The organism is Levilactobacillus lanxiensis (assembly GCF_016861655.1).
Taxonomy (GTDB): Bacteria; Bacillota; Bacilli; order Lactobacillales; family Lactobacillaceae; genus Levilactobacillus; species Levilactobacillus lanxiensis.
On sequence record NZ_BOLN01000002.1, the window covers coordinates 169,473 to 185,058 of the forward strand.

Genomic DNA, 15,586 nt, shown 5'->3' on the forward strand with positions numbered 1-15,586 from the left:
CCCACTTTCACCACAACTTTCGCGACCTTCGGCGGTACTATCACTCATATAACGCTTCAAGCCACTTCGCCACACCAGCCGATACGCCAGCCACAAGGACACCGGCCCGGTACCAGTACATAAATTACTTTTCTGAATTAAATTCTATCCTACATTAAAGTTGGACAGAATTCTAACCTAATTTTAATTTACAAGAGATACTCATTACTTTGTTGATCAAATCTCTCGCTTTCGACGTAGTTAATTTGCTTACATTTCACAGTTAATTTCCTGCCTTAATCATCTGCGCTGTTCGTCATCTTTTTTCATTTCTTTTTGCCGCTAAACCCGCTATAATCAATGGAGTTGCAACAAGTCCTGTTGCATTTTAAAGCCACGAAAATTGACGAATATTTTTCGGTTTTACGAGGGAAAATACGACTGCGCTTTTGATTGTAAAATGCCCCATCTTGTTAACCGGTGAAAATCATCAGCCCACGCAACAGGTAAGAAAATTGCTAAACACTTGTTAGAAAAGTAATGAGATCACTAGTAAATAGCAAAATCAATTTTAGCCGAAGGGGGCCAGAGATGTAGCCAGTCGTGTCGACACTGTTAAACGGTCTGTCCCACGTCATGAAGACGCGTGCCCCTCGCGGCTTCATGGCGAGGTCACAGACCGCACCTCAGGCTGTGACCGTTTCGCATTGCTGGCGGAATCCCTGGCAACCGCAGTGCAATCAGCCAAATCAATCCAATTTACAACTAAATTTATTATCCTGAGGAGGTAGCCTGATGACTCAACCTATCATCGCGCTTCACCACGTCACCAAGCGTTATGGCGACGCGACCATTTTAAAGAATATTGACCTTACGCTGGAGCCCGGGAAATTCTATACCCTGCTTGGCCCGTCAGGCTGCGGTAAAACCACGATTCTCCGGACGATTGCCGGCTTTACCGATGCCACTGACGGCGATGTCTTGTTTGCGGGCGACCGCATCAACGACGTTCCCGCCAACAAACGCAACGTCAACACGGTCTTCCAAGACTACGCGCTCTTCCCCCACATGACCGTGGCGGAAAACGTGGCCTTCGGGTTGACCCTGAAAAAGCGCCCCAAACCAGAAATTGCCGAACGTGTCGCCCAAGCCTTGAAGCTGGTTCAGCTGGCCGATTACGGCGACCGGGAGATCAGCGCGCTCTCCGGTGGCCAACAACAGCGAATCGCCATTGCCCGCGCCATTGTGATGGAACCGCAAGTCCTGTTGCTGGACGAACCCCTGTCCGCCTTGGACGCCAAGCTCCGGCGACAAATGCAATACGAACTGCGCGACCTGCAGCAACGCCTGGGCATTACCTTTTTATTCGTGACCCACGACCAGGAAGAAGCCCTCGCCATGAGTGATGAGATCTTCGTCATGAGTCAGGGCGAGGTCCTGCAGAGCGGCTCCCCCGTCGACATTTATGATGAGCCCATCAACCATTTTGTCGCCGACTTCATCGGGGAAAGCAATATCTTGCCCGGTAAAATGATTGCCGACTTCCAGGTGGCCTTCGGGGGGCACCAATTTGAATGCGCCGACGCCGGTATCCCGGTCAACGAGGCCGTGGAAATCGTGATTCGCCCCGAGGACCTCACGCTGACCGACCCGGCCAATGCCAAGTTGACCGTGACCATCGACACCCAGCTGTTCCGGGGCGACTACTACGAAATCGCCGCCACCGACAGCCTGGGCAACGACTGGCTGATTCACTCCGTCAACCCCGCCGAGGATGGCGAGAGTGTCGGCATCACCTTCCGCCCACAGGACCTCCACGTCATGCGGTTCGGGGAAAAGGAAGCCGAATTCGACGCGCGCCTCGAGACCTACGAAACGGAGGATGAGTCCCATGACGAACCGTAAAACGTGGCTGTACTTCATCCCCTACGGCCTGTGGCTCGCGCTCTTCGTGATTGCCCCGGTCGCCTTGATCATTTATCAATCCTTCTTTGACCTCGGTCACCACTTCACGGTGGCCAACTACGGCACTTATTTTCAGTCGGCCACCTATCTCAAGATGACCCTCAACTCCGTCTGGTACGCCTTCTTGATCACACTGTTCACGGTGCTCATCAGTTACCCCACGGCCTATTTTCTCCATCAATTAAAACACCGCCAGTTCTGGCTCCTACTGGTGATTCTGCCGACCTGGATCAACATCCTGCTCAAGGCCTACGCCTTCATCGGTATCTTCAGTCAGGCCGGCCTCGCCAATCAGTTCTTAACGTTCATTGGCATCGGACCGCAGCAGATTCTGTTTACCAACGCCAGCTTTATTTTCGTGGCGACCTACATTCAGATTCCGTTTATGATCCTGCCGATTTTTAACGCCCTCGATGACCTCAATCCGGCGTTTATCAATGCCAGTAAGGATCTCGGAGCCAGCGCCTGGCAGACCTTTCACCGGGTGATTTTCCCGTTAACGCTGCCCGGCGTGAAGGCTGGCGTTCAGGCCGTGTTCATCCCCTCGCTCTCCCTCTTCATGTTGACGCGCCTGATTGGCGGCAACAAGGTCATCACGCTGGGGACCGCGATTGAGGAACACTTCCTGACGACCATGAACTGGGGCATGGGCTCCACGATTGGCGTCGTCTTAATCGTCGCCATGATCATCGTGATGACCCTGACCGGCGACCAGAAGCCGAAGGGAGGGACGCCCCGATGAAACGCCATTTAGCCAACAGCTACTTAGTCCTGGTCTTCATTATTTTGTACGCGCCCATCCTGTTTCTCATCGTCTACTCCTTCAGCCAGGGTGATACCATGACCAACTACCACGGCTTCACCTGGCGCCACTACCAAACACTGTTCAGTGACGCCCGCATGCTGGCCATTGTGGCCAACACGCTGCTGGTGGCCCTGCTGTCCTCGCTGATTGCCACCTTCATCGGTACCCTGGGCGCGCTCAGCATTAACCGGACGACCAAACGCGTGACCCGCGAATCCCTCCTGACCCTAAACAACGTCCTGATGGTCTCGCCCGACGTCATCATTGGGGCTAGCTTCCTGATTTTCTTCACGATGCTCAAGATTCCCCTGGGCTTCGGCTCCGTGCTGATGAGCCACATCGCCTTTGAAATTCCCATCGTGGTCCTGATGGTGCTGCCCCGGTTACGGGAAATGTCCACGTCCATGCTGGACGCCGCCCAAGACCTCGGCGCCACGACCCGCCAGCTACTATCGCGGGTCATCATTCCCTTCATCTCACCGGGAATCTTCGCCGGCTTCTTCATGGCGCTCACCTACTCGCTGGACGACTTTGCCGTGACCTTCTTCGTCACCGGCAACGGCTTCTCGACGCTGTCCGTGGAAATTTACTCACGGGCTCGCCAAGGCATCAACCTCGAAATCAACGCGCTGTCCGGCGTCATGTTCCTCTTTTCTCTGTTGCTGGTTGGCGGCTACTACTGGATTCAACAGGCCAGCCAGAAACGCAAGCACCGTAAGCGGGAGGTGGTCTCATGAAACGTTTAGTGACCATGGTCGTGGGTCTGCTCGCCATTTGTGGCCTGCTGGGTTATACCAGCAATCGCCTGGAACGGTCCAGTGGGAGCACGGGCGACAAGGTGCTGAACCTGTACAATTGGGGCGACTACATCGACCCCAGCCTGCTGACCAAATTTCAAAAGGAAACCGGCTACCACGTGAACGTCGAGACCTTCGACAGCAACGAGGCCATGTACACCAAGATCAATCAGGGGGGCACTCACTACGACCTGGCCGTGCCGAGTGAATACATGGTCGCCAAGATGAAGCGCGCCCACCTCTTGAAGCCGTTGGATCAGAGCCGGCTGACCGGTTGGCAAAACTACGATTCACAGTTTCTCAACCAGCCGTTTGACCGCGGCAATCGCTACTCCATGCCCTACTTCTGGGGCACGCTGGGCATCATTTACAATGATAAATTCGTCAAGGCCAGTCAGGTCCAGCACTGGCAAGACTTGTGGTCCCCGAAGTTCCGCGACAAGATCATGTTGATTGACTCGGCGCGCGATATCATGGGGATGTCCCTCGTGACGCTGCACAAGTCGATGAATACCACGGACCCGGCAACGTTGCTGGCGGCCGAACACAAGCTCAATCAGCTGGCGCCCAACGTGAAGGCCATCGTAGCGGATGAAATCAAGATGTACATGACGCAAAACGAGGCCCCACTGGCCGTCGACTGGTCCGGTGAGGCGGCAGAAATGCTGGCCAACAATCAGCACCTGCACTATGTCGTCCCGAGTGAGGGCAGTAATCTGTGGTTCGACAACTTGGTCATCCCCAAGACGGCCCAGCATACCAACGCCATCTACGCCTTCCTCAACTTCATGAGTCAGCCGAAAAATGCGGCCCAGAACGCGGAATACATTGGCTACGCCACTCCAAACCGCAAGGCCAAGGCACTCCTGCCCAAGTCGGTGCGCGATGACCGCCAGTTCTATCCCACCCAGGCCACCATCGACCACTTGCAGGTCTACCGTGACTTGTCGCCAACTAAGGTTGAACTCTACAACGACCGCTATCTAGAATTTAAGATGCACCACTAGGTTGTCCTGTCAGCGGGCATCGTCACCTGCGGCTTCTGACAACTTACTGACTGAGATTAACTTTGCTAATGATTCGAAAAAACTACGATTATCTGTACGCTTACAGATAGTCGTAGTTTTTTGATGTAGCTTATATAGAATTCACTATTTTATCCTGGGTAAATCGTTGATTCGCTTAAGAAGTATTGGGTCTTGCCCACCTTGTACCCCGCAGCGATTTCGACCGAGTTCAGGACGTTCTTAGACTTGGCGTTGTAGAACATCGTCCCGTAGAACTGGTTGAGCCGCTTAATCGTTACCTTGTAGCGGTAATTGCCCTTCTTGCTGACCTTGCTCCCGATTGCCTTAGGCACGGCCCCTTTGGAATAGAGGGTCAGCGTACTCTTAGACTTTGAAGTCTTGGTGATCTTCACGGAAGTCGTGGGCTTTTTATCCACGCCGTCCACCCTGAAGGGACTGCTCTTGTAGTATTCCAGGTAGCCATTCGGCGTCACGTGGACCCGCGCCATTTTGGCCTTGGTATCGTTCTTGGGGTATTTGGTCCCCTTATACAGGTTGCCATCGGCCTTGTAGTTCCGCAAAGCCCCGTCCGGATAGGTCTTCTGGGTTGCGTAGAAACCAAGGTACTTTGGTACTGACACGTGTTTGAAATTCTTGGTTGTCGCCGGAATTGATTCCGTCATGGTTGGCGACAGCTTGTAAGACTTGCGAATGTTATAGCTCAATTGATTGATGTTGAGGCCGACCCAGGTCTTGCCATTGCTAGCACTGATAGCTTGAATCTGGACCACGGTGCCCTTAGGAATCGTAATGGTCCCCTTCTTCACCGAATTCTTGGTCACAATCTTTCGTTGCGTCTTTAAAAATTTATGCGTGGTCACGCCTAAATACTGCGTACTGGCCTGCGCCGGTAAGGTCCCGACCCCACACATGCCAGCAGCGATTAGCCCCGCCACAATCCATTTACCTTTAATCAACTTGAACATCCTCCCAAAATAAGGTTTGCACTTATTATACGCCAACCTGGGAAAAGACGGCAGTAAAAAAAGCTCGTGAATGGGCGTCTCCGCACCCACTCACGAACTTCTTTAACCGAAACTCCCAGCGATATAATCTTGGGTCACTGGAATTTGCGGATTGCTAAACATGGTCCCGGTCGGCGTGTACTCCATCACGTGACCGAGGTGGAAAAAGGCACATTGGCTGCTGACCCGCGCGGCCTGTTGCATGTTATGGGTCACGATGATGATGGAATACTTTTTCTGTAATTCCAACAGCGTTTCTTCCACCTTCACCGTCGAGATAGGATCCAGCGCGCTACAAGGTTCATCGAGCAGGAGCACGTCGGGTTCCATGGCAATCGAACGAGCAATACATAACCGTTGTTGTTGCCCACCGGAGAGGGACAGGGCACTCTTATCCAGACTGTCCTTAACTTCATCCCAGAGTGCGGCGCCCCGCAGGCTCTTCTCCACCCGTTCTTCCAATTCTGCCTTATTCTTCAGGCCATTGGCCCGCAACGCATACACAATATTTTCCCGAATCGACTTGGCAAAGGGGTTAGGCCGTTGGAAGACCATCCCGATGTGCCGGCGAATCTCGTAAATGTTTACGGTCGGTTCATTGATATCCACGTTGTGGTACCAAATTTTCCCGGTCACCGTGGCAATCCCATCGTTCATGCGATTCAATGACCGCAGATACGTGGACTTCCCAGAACCAGAGGCGCCAATCAACGCGGTGATCTGGTTCTTCGGAAAGGCCAGGTCGGCGTCATGCATGGCATGGTTGGCGCCATAGAAGACTTGCAGGTTCTCGGTCTTCATGGCTAGCGATGTCTTCTCATCAAAGGTTTGCACCGCAGTTTCTTCAAATGAATATTGTTTTAACATGGTTGCTCCCCCTATTTGCTAGCCGTGACGCGCCGGTACAGGAAGTTCCCCAGTAACCGGGCACCCAAGTTGAATAACAGAACGGCAATGATCAACACAGCTGAGGCTGCCGCGGACAGTTGGGCCGCATTGTTGGCTAAGCCTTCCGTGTTAACCTTCCAGATGTGGACCGCTAACGTTTCCGCTGGCCGGAAAGGATTCAATGGACTGGCTGGATCCATGGGATTCCAGTCGCCAAAGTTGGTCACAGGCGCACTTTGACCGGCCGTGTAAATCAAGGCAGCGGCTTCCCCGAAGACCCGCCCAGCACTCAACACAATCCCGGTCACGATTCCTGGTAAGGCCACTGGCAAAATAATGCCGATTTCCGTTTTCCATTTGGATAAGCCTAATGACAGGCCCGCTTCCCGTTGACTCCGGGACACAGCACTCAATGATTCTTCAATGTTCCGCGTTAATAACGGGAGGTTGAAGAACGTCAGCGCGATGGCCCCAGAGATAACGGAGAAACCAATTTTAAATTTCACCACGAACAGTAAGAAGCCGAACAGCCCCACGACCACGGAAGGCAGTGAGCTCAGGACTTCAATCGCTGAACGAATTAAACTCGTCCGCCAGTTGTCCTTGGCATATTCTGCCAAGTAGATCCCGGCACCCAAGGAAATGGGCACGGAAATCAACATGGTCAGAACCAACAGATAGAAGGAGTTAAACAGCTGAACACCAATTCCGCCAGCACCACTAAAGGCATCCGTCGTCCCCGTCAGGAATGACCAGCTCACGTGCGGCAGTCCTGAAATCAGGATGTAAGCCAGTAAGAAGACCAAGATACCCACGACCGTCGCCACGATTAGATTAATCACGACCGTCGCCAAAAAATCAGTTCGTTTAGCGTTCATGTTTCAGTTGCCCCCTCTTAGCAATGACCCGCACGAGTGCGTTGAAGAATAATGACATCAGTAACAGGATCAAAGCCAAGGACCATAAGGCGTTGTTTGGCAGCGTCCCATCAATCGTATCCCCGATACCAGTGGTTAGTTGACTGGTCAATGTTGAAGCGGGTGAAATTAAGTTCTTAGGCATAATCGCCGCGTTCCCGATAACCATTTGAACGGCTAAGGCTTCCCCGAAAGCCCGGGCCATCCCAAAGATCACGGCCGTTAAGATTCCAGGCGTCGCTGAACGCAGGATTACCCGTGACACCGTTTGCCAACGCGTTGCACCCAACGCCAAGGAAGCTTCCTTGAAGTGCCGGGGCACTGCCCGTAAGCTATCGACCGTCATGGACGTAATCGTTGGCAGAACCATGACAAACAGCACGAAGGTGGCCGAGATAATCCCGAATCCGGAACCACCGACCACGTGGCGCATGAATGGCACCACCACGGCCAGGCCAATGAACCCGTACACAACGGAAGGAATTCCAACCAGTAATTCAATCACGGGTTGTAAGAGCTTTCGGCCCTTGTTTGGTGAGATTTCGGTCATGAAGATGGCCGTCCCAACAGCAAAGGGTGTGGCCACAATCGCGGCGGCAAAGGTCACTGCGAACGACCCGACAATCATAGGTAAGGCCCCAATATGGCCCTGATCAGGCGCCCAGTTAGTCCCAAACAAGAACTTGGTCAGGCTGACGTGGTTCTGGGTAAACGTGGCGACCCCTTTAGACGTGATGAACCAGAGCATTGACGCCACCACCAAGATGATGACCCCAATACAGAGGTAACTGATACCCTTACCCATCCAGTCCTCACGTGTGGCCCGCGTGGCGTGATGCAAGCGCGCTGACCAGTCGTTGGACTGCGATTTCTGTTTCTTAAGTTGAAAATTTGTTTGCTCCATCTGTTGACTCCCCCTTAAAAAAAGTGAAGGTGCTACGACCGCACCTCCACCCATGTGACTACGACAATTTGTTCGTGGCGCTTAGTTCTGGGTCACAGTCCCCTTAGCGTCCTTAGTAACTTTCATATCATGGATACTGATGTAGCCCATGTCTTTAACCAAACTGTCTTGAACAGTCTTGGAATCCATGTACTTCAGGAAAGCAGCAACGGCTTTGTCAGGCGTGCCCTTCGTGTACATGTGTTCGTAGGACCAGATCTTCCACTTGTTACTTTCAACGTTGTTGTCCGTTGGCGTAACGTTGTCAATGGAAACAGCTTGTAACTTGTTCGTGAAGTATGAGAAGGCCAAGTAGCTAATGGCACCAGGCGTCGTCGCAACAATCTTTTGAACGGCACCGTTAGAGTCTTGTTCTTGTGACTTCACAGCGGTTGCGCCCTTGAGAACAGCATTTTCAAAGGTTGCTCGTGTCCCACTACCTTGCGCACGGTTGATGATGACGATCTTTTGGTCTTTACCGCCAACTTCTTTCCAGTTGGTAATCTTACCGGTAAAGATTTGTTTTACTTGCGCCATCTTTAAGTTCTTGATGCCGGCATCCTTGTTCACAACGGGTGCCATCCCAACAACGGCAACCTTGTGGTCAGTCAATTTGTCTGCCTTGATACCTTCTTTTTCTTCAGCGAAGATATCTGAGTTCCCAATTGAAACGGCCCCAGCTTGCACTTGGCTTAACCCAGTCCCGGAACCCCCACCTTGAACGGTCAAGTTAACCTTGCTGTTCTTAGCTTGGAAGTTGGCGCCGGCCTTGGCAGCCAATGGTTGTAAGGCGGTTGACCCCACAGCCGTGACCTTGCCAGAAAGTGCTTCACTACTACTGCTGCTCTTGCTGCTAGTCGAACTGGTTGCCTTACCACAGCCCACTAATAGTAAACTGATTGTTGCAATCCCCATCGCTAACTTTGTTCCCTTATTCATCTCTGTCACTCCATGTCTTTTTAAGATATAGTAGAACCACCACAACGTAAGCTAAGTCGCAAATGTTTCGTGGTGCCTCCCCTTAACTTACAAGGCCAATTCTACGTGGTGAATTTATGTTTTTCGTCGCAATCGTGTAAATTTTCGGTAAATGTTGCCGAAATCTCTATAAATTCGTTTATATTGAGATACTTAACCCCCAAACACGATTAATCAACTAATTACGGGTGATTAATTGCGTAATATCAAGAGAATGGCTAGAATTAAAGGTAAGAGGTGACCAGAAGTGGCAAATAAAAATGTAAAAGCCGCACGGCACGCCATCATCGTTGATATGAACGACTTTTTGATGGACTACGCTGCCAACAAGTTAGGGAAACAACCCGACTTGGCTGAAAAGGTAGCAGCTGCCGCAAAGAATGATCTTTCAGAATTAGACAACCTATTTAAAGACAACGGTGTCGGTCGACGGACCAAGTACTTGGACCTCGCTGCAGGTTTTCTCCGCGACGAAGCCGATGCTGACGATGAAGACACCAGTCATGACTTTACCGCTGCTAGCGACGCCTTGGCTAAAGAAGCGATGGCTTACCTTAGCAGTCACACCAACGAATTCGACCGCTGGGAAGAAGAATAAGATTTTGACTGAAACACAAAACACCTCACGAAAAAAATTCGTGAGGTGTTTTTATTTTGCTTTACTTCCACTGCCAGAGGTCAGCCTTCATGTTAGTCGCAATGATTTTGGCCAGTAGATCAACAAACTGATCGGGCATGTAGGCGGTCGTATCCAGTGTCGTTGCTTGGTCATTGACCTTGGTGATGGTCAGGCCTTGATGTTCAAGAGTCAGCCCATACTTGGGGGCAATCTGGCAGAGCCGTTCGACTTGTTCTTCGTTCACGGGAGGTCCTCCTTGTCTAGTGTCTTTAAGACGAGCTTAGCCAATCCCCCCAGCCACGTCAAGTTGGTCCTGTCTTTGTTGTCGCCTCCGGGATGGTAAAAACTGGGCCGGAACGCGGTGGGCAGGACGCTGGAAGCCAAAGGACGGTCTTCCAGCTCGCTTTGAGCCTCTAAGGAACGAGTCTCAAAGTCGCCATTTACTGGGCTTAATCGCCCAGTAAATCCCACGGCTGAGCCCATTTTTACCATCCCTGCGGCTGACACTCGCCCAACCCCAACTTGACCGCCTGTGGCCGGCCCTTGTCGTTTGTCTTCTTAACTATCTTCCACCCCGATTGCTAATAAACAAACCCCATGACTACGGAATAAGCCATGGGGCAAAAAGTTCAATTTTAAATACCAATCATTGTCAGCTACCAGGCTTAGAAACGATACCGTCAAGAACAAACCTGACAACTGTCGTGGAGCAATTGGCAACACAACTGGTTCTCACAACCAACGTGTAAGCCGTGAGGGCGGCGAAAATAACTTCAGCCGTGGGAATGCCCTTAGTAGCGCTTTTAGCTGCTTAGGGCATTGGCGTCTTTGAGACGTGCTCTTACGGCTCAAAGCGAGGGCGAAGACCGCTCTTTGGCTTCGCCCGTCCGCCCCAGCGTTCCAGGTTATTTTCGCCGCCCGGTAAGGCGCTGACAACGATCAGCTTAATAACAATACTTGTCTTTGGCTAATTGCTGATGAATGGCGGCGGCTAATTGGGCCTCGTCTGGACCATCCGTCACCACCTGCACAAAGTCACCCCCATGCTTCGAAAGCTCCGCGACCTCCTGGGCTCGTTTGGGATTGAGGTCCGTGTTGCGCACCCGAATCGTGGCCGTTCCGGTGTAACGCTGACAAATTTTCTGGAGCGCGACACTTTCGTCAGTTGCAGGCATTTCTTGGTATAATGGGAATCCGATTGTTTTCATCTGTAATCACCTCTGAATTAATTGTAAGCGATTACATCGGCTTTGCCAATACCTTTTACCAATTTTCACAAAGTCACTGACCGAACCCTTCTCGCAACCACTGCTCTGGGAAAAATCACATAGCGCTTTGACCTATGACTTTCCGAACACGCGTTCAAACCCAGGGCAAAGTGTGGTATGATATTGCCAGAAATGGAGGCGATGGCGGCATGACCACCAAACTTGGCGTCCGGGAATTAGTGGAGTTCACGCTCCGTACCGGCGACCTCAGTGCCACTTCCGGCAGCCAGAATACGGCCTTACTGGGCGCACAGATCCACCGTCGTCTACAGAAACAACGCGGTGAAAATTATCAAAAGGAATACTACCTCGACAAAGAATTGACGCTAAACGGCGACGACTACCTGCTTCACGGCCGGGCCGACGGGGTCACTTTGACTGAAGACGCCGCCAGCATCGAGGAAATCAAGACGTCTGAAACCGTCTTTGATCAGCTGAGCGACAACACCCTGACCCTCTACTGGGCGCAGGTGAAAATTTATGCCTACCTTTTAATGGAAAAAGAATCTGATTTAGATCAGGTCACGTTGACCCTGACCTACTTTCAGACCAACACGGAAACGACGACCCAAACGGACCAAACCATCACGCGTGAAGAGGCCGCAGCCTTCTTTGATAAGGTCATCACGGAATACATTACCTGGCTTAAATTTCGCTCGGACCTGCGCGAGCGGCGAGACCCCACTATTCAGGCGCTGACCTTCCCATTTGGCCAGTACCGGCCGGGCCAACGCGAGCTCGCCGTGGCCGTCTACAAGACCGTTCTCACCAGCAAACGCCTTTTCGCCGAGGCCCCAACTGGGACCGGAAAGACCATCTCCACGCTTTTTCCCACCATCAAGGCGATTGGCGAGGGCGTGATTCAACGCATCTTCTACCTGACCGCCAAGCAGAGCACGCGGCGGGTGGCCGAGGAAGCCGTCGACCTGATGGCCAGTCAGGGACTGAAGCTCAAGAGCATCACCCTGACGGCCAAGGACAAGATCAAGTTTCCTGAGGAGGCCGACCTCCAGCCCGATGAGAACCCTTATATGCTGGGCTATTACGACCGATTAAAGCCGGCCTTGCTGGACCTCATTCAACACAATGACCAGCTCACCCGCCCGGTCATCGAAGAATACGCGCGCAAACACACGCTGGACCCGTTTGAATTTCAGCTGGACGCGAGCCTCTTTTGTGATATCATCATCGGCGATTACAACTACCTCTTCGACCCGCAAGTTCACCTCCAACGCTTCTTTGCGACCGAGGACCCCGACAACTTTTTCCTAATCGACGAAGCCCACAACCTGGTCAGTCGGTCCCGCGATATGTACTCGGCGGAAATCAATAGTCAGCCGCTGGACCGCTTGATTGAAACCAGTCGGGACCTGGCCCAAGCCACGCCCAAACTGCGACGGCGGCTCCAAGACCTGCGTGCCACTTTTAGTGATATCGCCCAACCATTGATCGACGACGGCCAGACCGACAGCACCTTTTTGATGCCGCCGGAAAACTTCGACCACGACCTCAGCCGCTTGGTGGAGGCTATTCACGACTGGCTAGTTGACCAGCCACAGACGCCCTTCACCCAGGCCATCCTCGACTACTACTTCGCCGCCATCAGCTACCAGCGCATCGGCGAGTACTACGACGACACCTACCGCATGCGCCTCGAGCTGGACAACGGCAACATCATGCTCAAGGAATTGTGCCTGGACCCCAGCGCCTTTCTCGCCGACAGTCTCGCGCTGGGCCACGGCGCCGTGCTCTTCTCGGCCACCCTGTCGCCCATGGACTATTACCAAAACGTGTTGGGCGGCGACCAGGACAGTCTGGCCTACCAACTCGACTCCCCGTTTGAACCCGCGCACCAAGAAATCCTGGTCACGACCTACATTCAAACGACCTACAAACAGCGTAACGCCAATCTGGCCAACATCTTACTGGCGATTAAAAACTTGATTGACGGCAAGACCGGCAACTACCTGATTTTTTTGCCTTCCTATAGTTATCTACTTGACGTCAGCCAGGCCTTTCATCTGGCCTACCCGCACGTCAAAACCGTCTGCCAGGAGTCCCAAATGGCCGAGGCCAACCGGACGGCCTTCCTCGCCAGCTTCACGGCCAACCCCAGTGAAACACTGGTCGGCTTTGCCCTGCTCGGTGGCATTTTCTCCGAGGGTATCGACTTGAAAGCCGACCGCTTGATTGGCGTCGGCATTGTTAGCGTTGGCCTGCCCGGACTCAACCCGGAGACCAATCTGCTGCGCGACTACTTTGACGAGCGTTCTCATCGTGGCTTTGCCTACGCCTACCAGCTGCCCGGTCTGAATAACGTGTTCCAGGCGGCTGGTCGTCTGATTCGTGGGTCGAAGGACGTGGGGATTATTTTACTGATGGATCAACGATTCGCCAGCCCCCGCTACACCAACCTGTATCCGCGGCACTGGCAACACTTCCACCGAATTTATCGGCCCGAACAGCTCAGTCCCGCGATTGAAAATTTCTGGCATCAGGAGGTGCCCCAATGAAAACCAAACTCACTTTAGAAATGGAAGCGACACTCTACGCGTACTGCCGAGAAGCCGGCGCGTTTGCGGTCGAAGAGGTCACCATGCCCGACGACGCTGGGATTGTGGACACCCTGAGCTACCAGGAGATGCCCGATAAATCCATCGAGTGGCGCTGCTACGAGCTGAAGGTCACCAAGAGTGATTTTCACTCGAAGGCCAAACTCTCCTTCGTCGGCCACTACAACTACTTCGTCCTGCCGCTCAAGCTCTACCAAACGGTTCAAGACGAGATTCCGCCCCGCATCGGCGTCCTGATTTACCGACCCTTTGATGCGGAAATGCTGGCGACCGCGACCGAAGCGCCCAGCACCCCGGGCTACCTGACCGTTGCTCGGCCGCCCCGCCATCAGGACCTGCAAGTGCCTGCCTCGGAGCTGACGACCCGATTCATCGCTTCGCAGGCACGGGAGGTCGGCAAGGCCAAGCAGATGGCGACCGGTCTCAAACAGTATTCAACTGACCGGCTCTACCAGGAATTGAAGAAACGCCACCAACATTATGATATCTACGATCCAGATGCCAACTTCTATGATCAGTTCATCGAGGACACCCAATCGACGGCGGTCACGGCCCTGCAGAGTGAAATCGATGCCCTGAACCTGGAACGCCACGACCTCCAGCAACAGCTAAAGGAGCAGCGGCCATGATTTATTTTCCTTATTTTCGGGGGCGACAGTACGACCTTTTGGCCCTGAAAAACATTGCCCAACAACACATTCTGCCGCCTAACATTATTCCGATTATCGAACCCGTCCGGGACATCCGAGCCCTGCCCCAAACCGTGGCGGCCTTCGTCGAACACGACCAACCACTAGTGGTGATTGCCAATCCAACCGTCAGCGACTACGCCTTGACCAAACAAAAGCTCCACGACTGGCGGCCCTACGCGGACAATCCGCAATTGATTGTCGGCCACATTCTGACGCCTACCGTCATCCCCGCTAGCCTCCAACCAGCCGCAAATCACCGAACGTTGTTGGTCGGTCGCCAATACGATGAACTGGTTGCCGCCCAACATGCTGGTTGGCTCAACGACCCGAGTTATTTGCTAGTGCCGCCCGAGGCGCGGATTCGCCAGCTCATCACCCGGCCCACCGTCAGTCTCTTTGACCATGCCTGGCTGCCGGAACACGAGCGCAGTTACGCCGATATCACCGACGGCTTCTTCAGTGATGACTGGGTGCTCGCCACCCTCGACGGCTATCACGGCGTCAGTGACTACACGATTGGTGGCGCGCACTACAGCGAGCACGGCTATCCAGCTCGCGCCGTCACCCTGCACCTCACCTACTTTCACGGCGACCAGCTCCGCATCCACCGCTTCGTTTCCGATGACCGCGAAGACTTCCGCCATCCCAAGGAGAAGTTTTTCCAAGCAGTCGCGAAACTGGCCGCCTGGTTGCCAGACCACCCGGACGTCCAAACGCCGGCAGCCCTGGCTCTGGCGGACTACCATACGTCGCAACATTTTCCGGGACTGGGCGTGGTAAAGCGCCTCAGCCTGGAGCACCACCTACAGACGATGGCCGCTTACTTCAAACTGCATTATCCAGAATGAGATTGGTACGTGTCTTTCGTTCCCGGCGGCGGATTCAACCTGTTCTGCTGTGGGGAACGGTTCCGGCCTGTGAAGCGGTCCTACACCTCGCCTGAAAGCCTGGAAAGCCACCAGTCTCCCAGGTCGCCCCGTGCTCTAAACTGAGAAATTCACTCAGTTAAGACCACCGACACAGCTGCCCAGGTTGATCCGCCTCTGGTCACTCACACTAGTCATCTCATTCTTGATTTGCGAAATCAAACCAAGTCACGACTGGTTAACGTCACTGGCTGCTGGAGAAAT

At 53.2% G+C, this 15,586-nt stretch carries 15 protein-coding genes; 8 read left to right on the plus strand and 7 right to left on the minus strand.

Translation table 11 applies throughout. The annotated features are described in order from the left end of the window. The first annotated feature begins 774 nt into the window (after positions 1–774). Genes JUF22_RS02815 through JUF22_RS02830 form a run of 4 tightly spaced genes read left to right on the plus strand, consistent with a single transcriptional unit; the run spans position 775 to position 4,553 of the window. The gene (locus JUF22_RS02815) at positions 775–1,884 is read left to right on the plus strand and encodes an ABC transporter ATP-binding protein (RefSeq protein ID WP_203643058.1); all 1,110 of its coding nucleotides are present in this window, start codon (positions 775–777) and stop codon (positions 1,882–1,884) included. Further along, a complete protein-coding gene (locus tag JUF22_RS02820; protein ID WP_236000695.1) occupies positions 1,871–2,686 on the plus strand; it encodes an ABC transporter permease in 816 nt (271 codons plus the stop codon). Before JUF22_RS02815 ends, JUF22_RS02820 begins: the two co-directional genes overlap by 14 nt. Continuing rightward, the gene (locus tag JUF22_RS02825; RefSeq protein ID WP_203643062.1) at positions 2,683–3,486 is read left to right on the plus strand and encodes an ABC transporter permease; all 804 of its coding nucleotides are present in this window, start codon (positions 2,683–2,685) and stop codon (positions 3,484–3,486) included. The genes JUF22_RS02820 and JUF22_RS02825 overlap by 4 nt, the downstream gene beginning before the upstream one ends. Continuing rightward, a complete protein-coding gene (locus tag JUF22_RS02830) occupies positions 3,483–4,553 on the plus strand; it encodes an ABC transporter substrate-binding protein (RefSeq protein ID WP_203643064.1) in 1,071 nt (356 codons plus the stop codon). The genes JUF22_RS02825 and JUF22_RS02830 overlap by 4 nt, the downstream gene beginning before the upstream one ends. A 149-nt stretch (positions 4,554–4,702) precedes the next feature. Here the strand turns inward: JUF22_RS02830 and JUF22_RS02835 are convergent, their stop codons facing one another. The 5 genes from JUF22_RS02835 to JUF22_RS02855 all read right to left on the minus strand — a co-directional run bounded on the left by JUF22_RS02835 (position 4,703) and on the right by JUF22_RS02855 (position 9,265). Next, positions 4,703–5,530, minus strand: coding sequence for a hypothetical protein (locus JUF22_RS02835; protein WP_203643066.1), 828 nt, complete (start codon positions 5,528–5,530; stop codon positions 4,703–4,705). A gap of 111 nt (positions 5,531–5,641) precedes the next feature. Next, positions 5,642–6,445, minus strand: a complete 804-nt coding sequence (pstB, locus tag JUF22_RS02840) for a phosphate ABC transporter ATP-binding protein PstB (RefSeq protein WP_203643068.1) — start codon at positions 6,443–6,445, stop codon at positions 5,642–5,644. Between the two features lie 11 nt (positions 6,446–6,456). Next, a complete protein-coding gene (gene pstA / locus JUF22_RS02845; protein WP_203643070.1) occupies positions 6,457–7,344 on the minus strand; it encodes a phosphate ABC transporter permease PstA in 888 nt (295 codons plus the stop codon). Next, the gene (pstC, locus tag JUF22_RS02850; RefSeq protein WP_225893636.1) at positions 7,334–8,188 is read right to left on the minus strand and encodes a phosphate ABC transporter permease subunit PstC; all 855 of its coding nucleotides are present in this window, start codon (positions 8,186–8,188) and stop codon (positions 7,334–7,336) included. Before pstC ends, pstA begins: the two co-directional genes overlap by 11 nt. A gap of 180 nt (positions 8,189–8,368) precedes the next feature. Beyond that, entirely contained in the window at positions 8,369–9,265 is an 897-nt protein-coding gene (locus JUF22_RS02855; RefSeq protein ID WP_203643077.1) for a phosphate ABC transporter substrate-binding protein PstS family protein, read from the minus strand. Between the two features lie 286 nt (positions 9,266–9,551). On the opposite strand from JUF22_RS02855, the gene JUF22_RS02860 reads away from it, so the two are divergent. Continuing rightward, positions 9,552–9,902 (plus strand): hypothetical protein, encoded by a 351-nt coding sequence (locus tag JUF22_RS02860; protein ID WP_203643079.1) that lies wholly within the window; start codon positions 9,552–9,554, stop codon positions 9,900–9,902. Between the two features lie 61 nt (positions 9,903–9,963). Here the strand turns inward: JUF22_RS02860 and JUF22_RS02865 are convergent, their stop codons facing one another. Together JUF22_RS02865 and JUF22_RS02870 are read right to left on the minus strand one after the other, a co-directional pair. Then, entirely contained in the window at positions 9,964–10,167 is a 204-nt protein-coding gene (locus tag JUF22_RS02865; RefSeq protein WP_203637778.1) for a hypothetical protein, read from the minus strand. 700 nt (positions 10,168–10,867) lie between these two features. After that, positions 10,868–11,131 (minus strand): HPr family phosphocarrier protein, encoded by a 264-nt coding sequence (locus JUF22_RS02870; RefSeq protein ID WP_203643080.1) that lies wholly within the window; start codon positions 11,129–11,131, stop codon positions 10,868–10,870. 209 nt (positions 11,132–11,340) lie between these two features. Between JUF22_RS02870 and JUF22_RS02875 the strand changes: the two genes are divergently transcribed. From JUF22_RS02875 to JUF22_RS02885, 3 genes are read left to right on the plus strand one after another with little or no spacing between them, the layout of a single operon-like run. Further along, on the plus strand, positions 11,341–13,704 hold the full coding sequence (locus JUF22_RS02875) for an ATP-dependent DNA helicase (protein WP_203643081.1): 2,364 nt from the start codon (positions 11,341–11,343) through the stop codon (positions 13,702–13,704). After that, complete coding sequence (locus JUF22_RS02880; protein ID WP_203643082.1) at positions 13,701–14,393, plus strand: hypothetical protein; 693 nt, start codon at positions 13,701–13,703, stop codon at positions 14,391–14,393. Before JUF22_RS02875 ends, JUF22_RS02880 begins: the two co-directional genes overlap by 4 nt. Continuing rightward, positions 14,390–15,304 (plus strand): sce7725 family protein, encoded by a 915-nt coding sequence (locus JUF22_RS02885; protein ID WP_203643083.1) that lies wholly within the window; start codon positions 14,390–14,392, stop codon positions 15,302–15,304. The genes JUF22_RS02880 and JUF22_RS02885 overlap by 4 nt, the downstream gene beginning before the upstream one ends. Positions 15,305–15,586: the final 282 nt, after the last annotated feature.

Excerpts from the sequence above, each read along its gene's own strand:
- JUF22_RS02815 (WP_203643058.1), top strand. The coding sequence starts at position 775 with ATGACTCAACCTATCATCGCGCTTCACCACGTCACCAAGCGTTATGGC.
- JUF22_RS02820 (WP_236000695.1), top strand. The coding sequence starts at position 1,871 with ATGACGAACCGTAAAACGTGGCTGTACTTCATCCCCTACGGCCTGTGG.
- JUF22_RS02825 (WP_203643062.1), top strand. The coding sequence starts at position 2,683 with ATGAAACGCCATTTAGCCAACAGCTACTTAGTCCTGGTCTTCATTATT.
- JUF22_RS02830 (WP_203643064.1), top strand. The coding sequence starts at position 3,483 with ATGAAACGTTTAGTGACCATGGTCGTGGGTCTGCTCGCCATTTGTGGC.
- pstB (WP_203643068.1), bottom strand. The coding sequence starts at position 6,445 with ATGTTAAAACAATATTCATTTGAAGAAACTGCGGTGCAAACCTTTGAT.
- pstA (WP_203643070.1), bottom strand. The coding sequence starts at position 7,344 with ATGAACGCTAAACGAACTGATTTTTTGGCGACGGTCGTGATTAATCTA.
- pstC (WP_225893636.1), bottom strand. The coding sequence starts at position 8,188 with ATGGGTAAGGGTATCAGTTACCTCTGTATTGGGGTCATCATCTTGGTG.
- JUF22_RS02855 (WP_203643077.1), bottom strand. The coding sequence starts at position 9,265 with ATGAATAAGGGAACAAAGTTAGCGATGGGGATTGCAACAATCAGTTTA.
- JUF22_RS02870 (WP_203643080.1), bottom strand. The coding sequence starts at position 11,131 with ATGAAAACAATCGGATTCCCATTATACCAAGAAATGCCTGCAACTGAC.
- JUF22_RS02875 (WP_203643081.1), top strand. The coding sequence starts at position 11,341 with ATGACCACCAAACTTGGCGTCCGGGAATTAGTGGAGTTCACGCTCCGT.
- JUF22_RS02880 (WP_203643082.1), top strand. The coding sequence starts at position 13,701 with ATGAAAACCAAACTCACTTTAGAAATGGAAGCGACACTCTACGCGTAC.
- JUF22_RS02885 (WP_203643083.1), top strand. The coding sequence starts at position 14,390 with ATGATTTATTTTCCTTATTTTCGGGGGCGACAGTACGACCTTTTGGCC.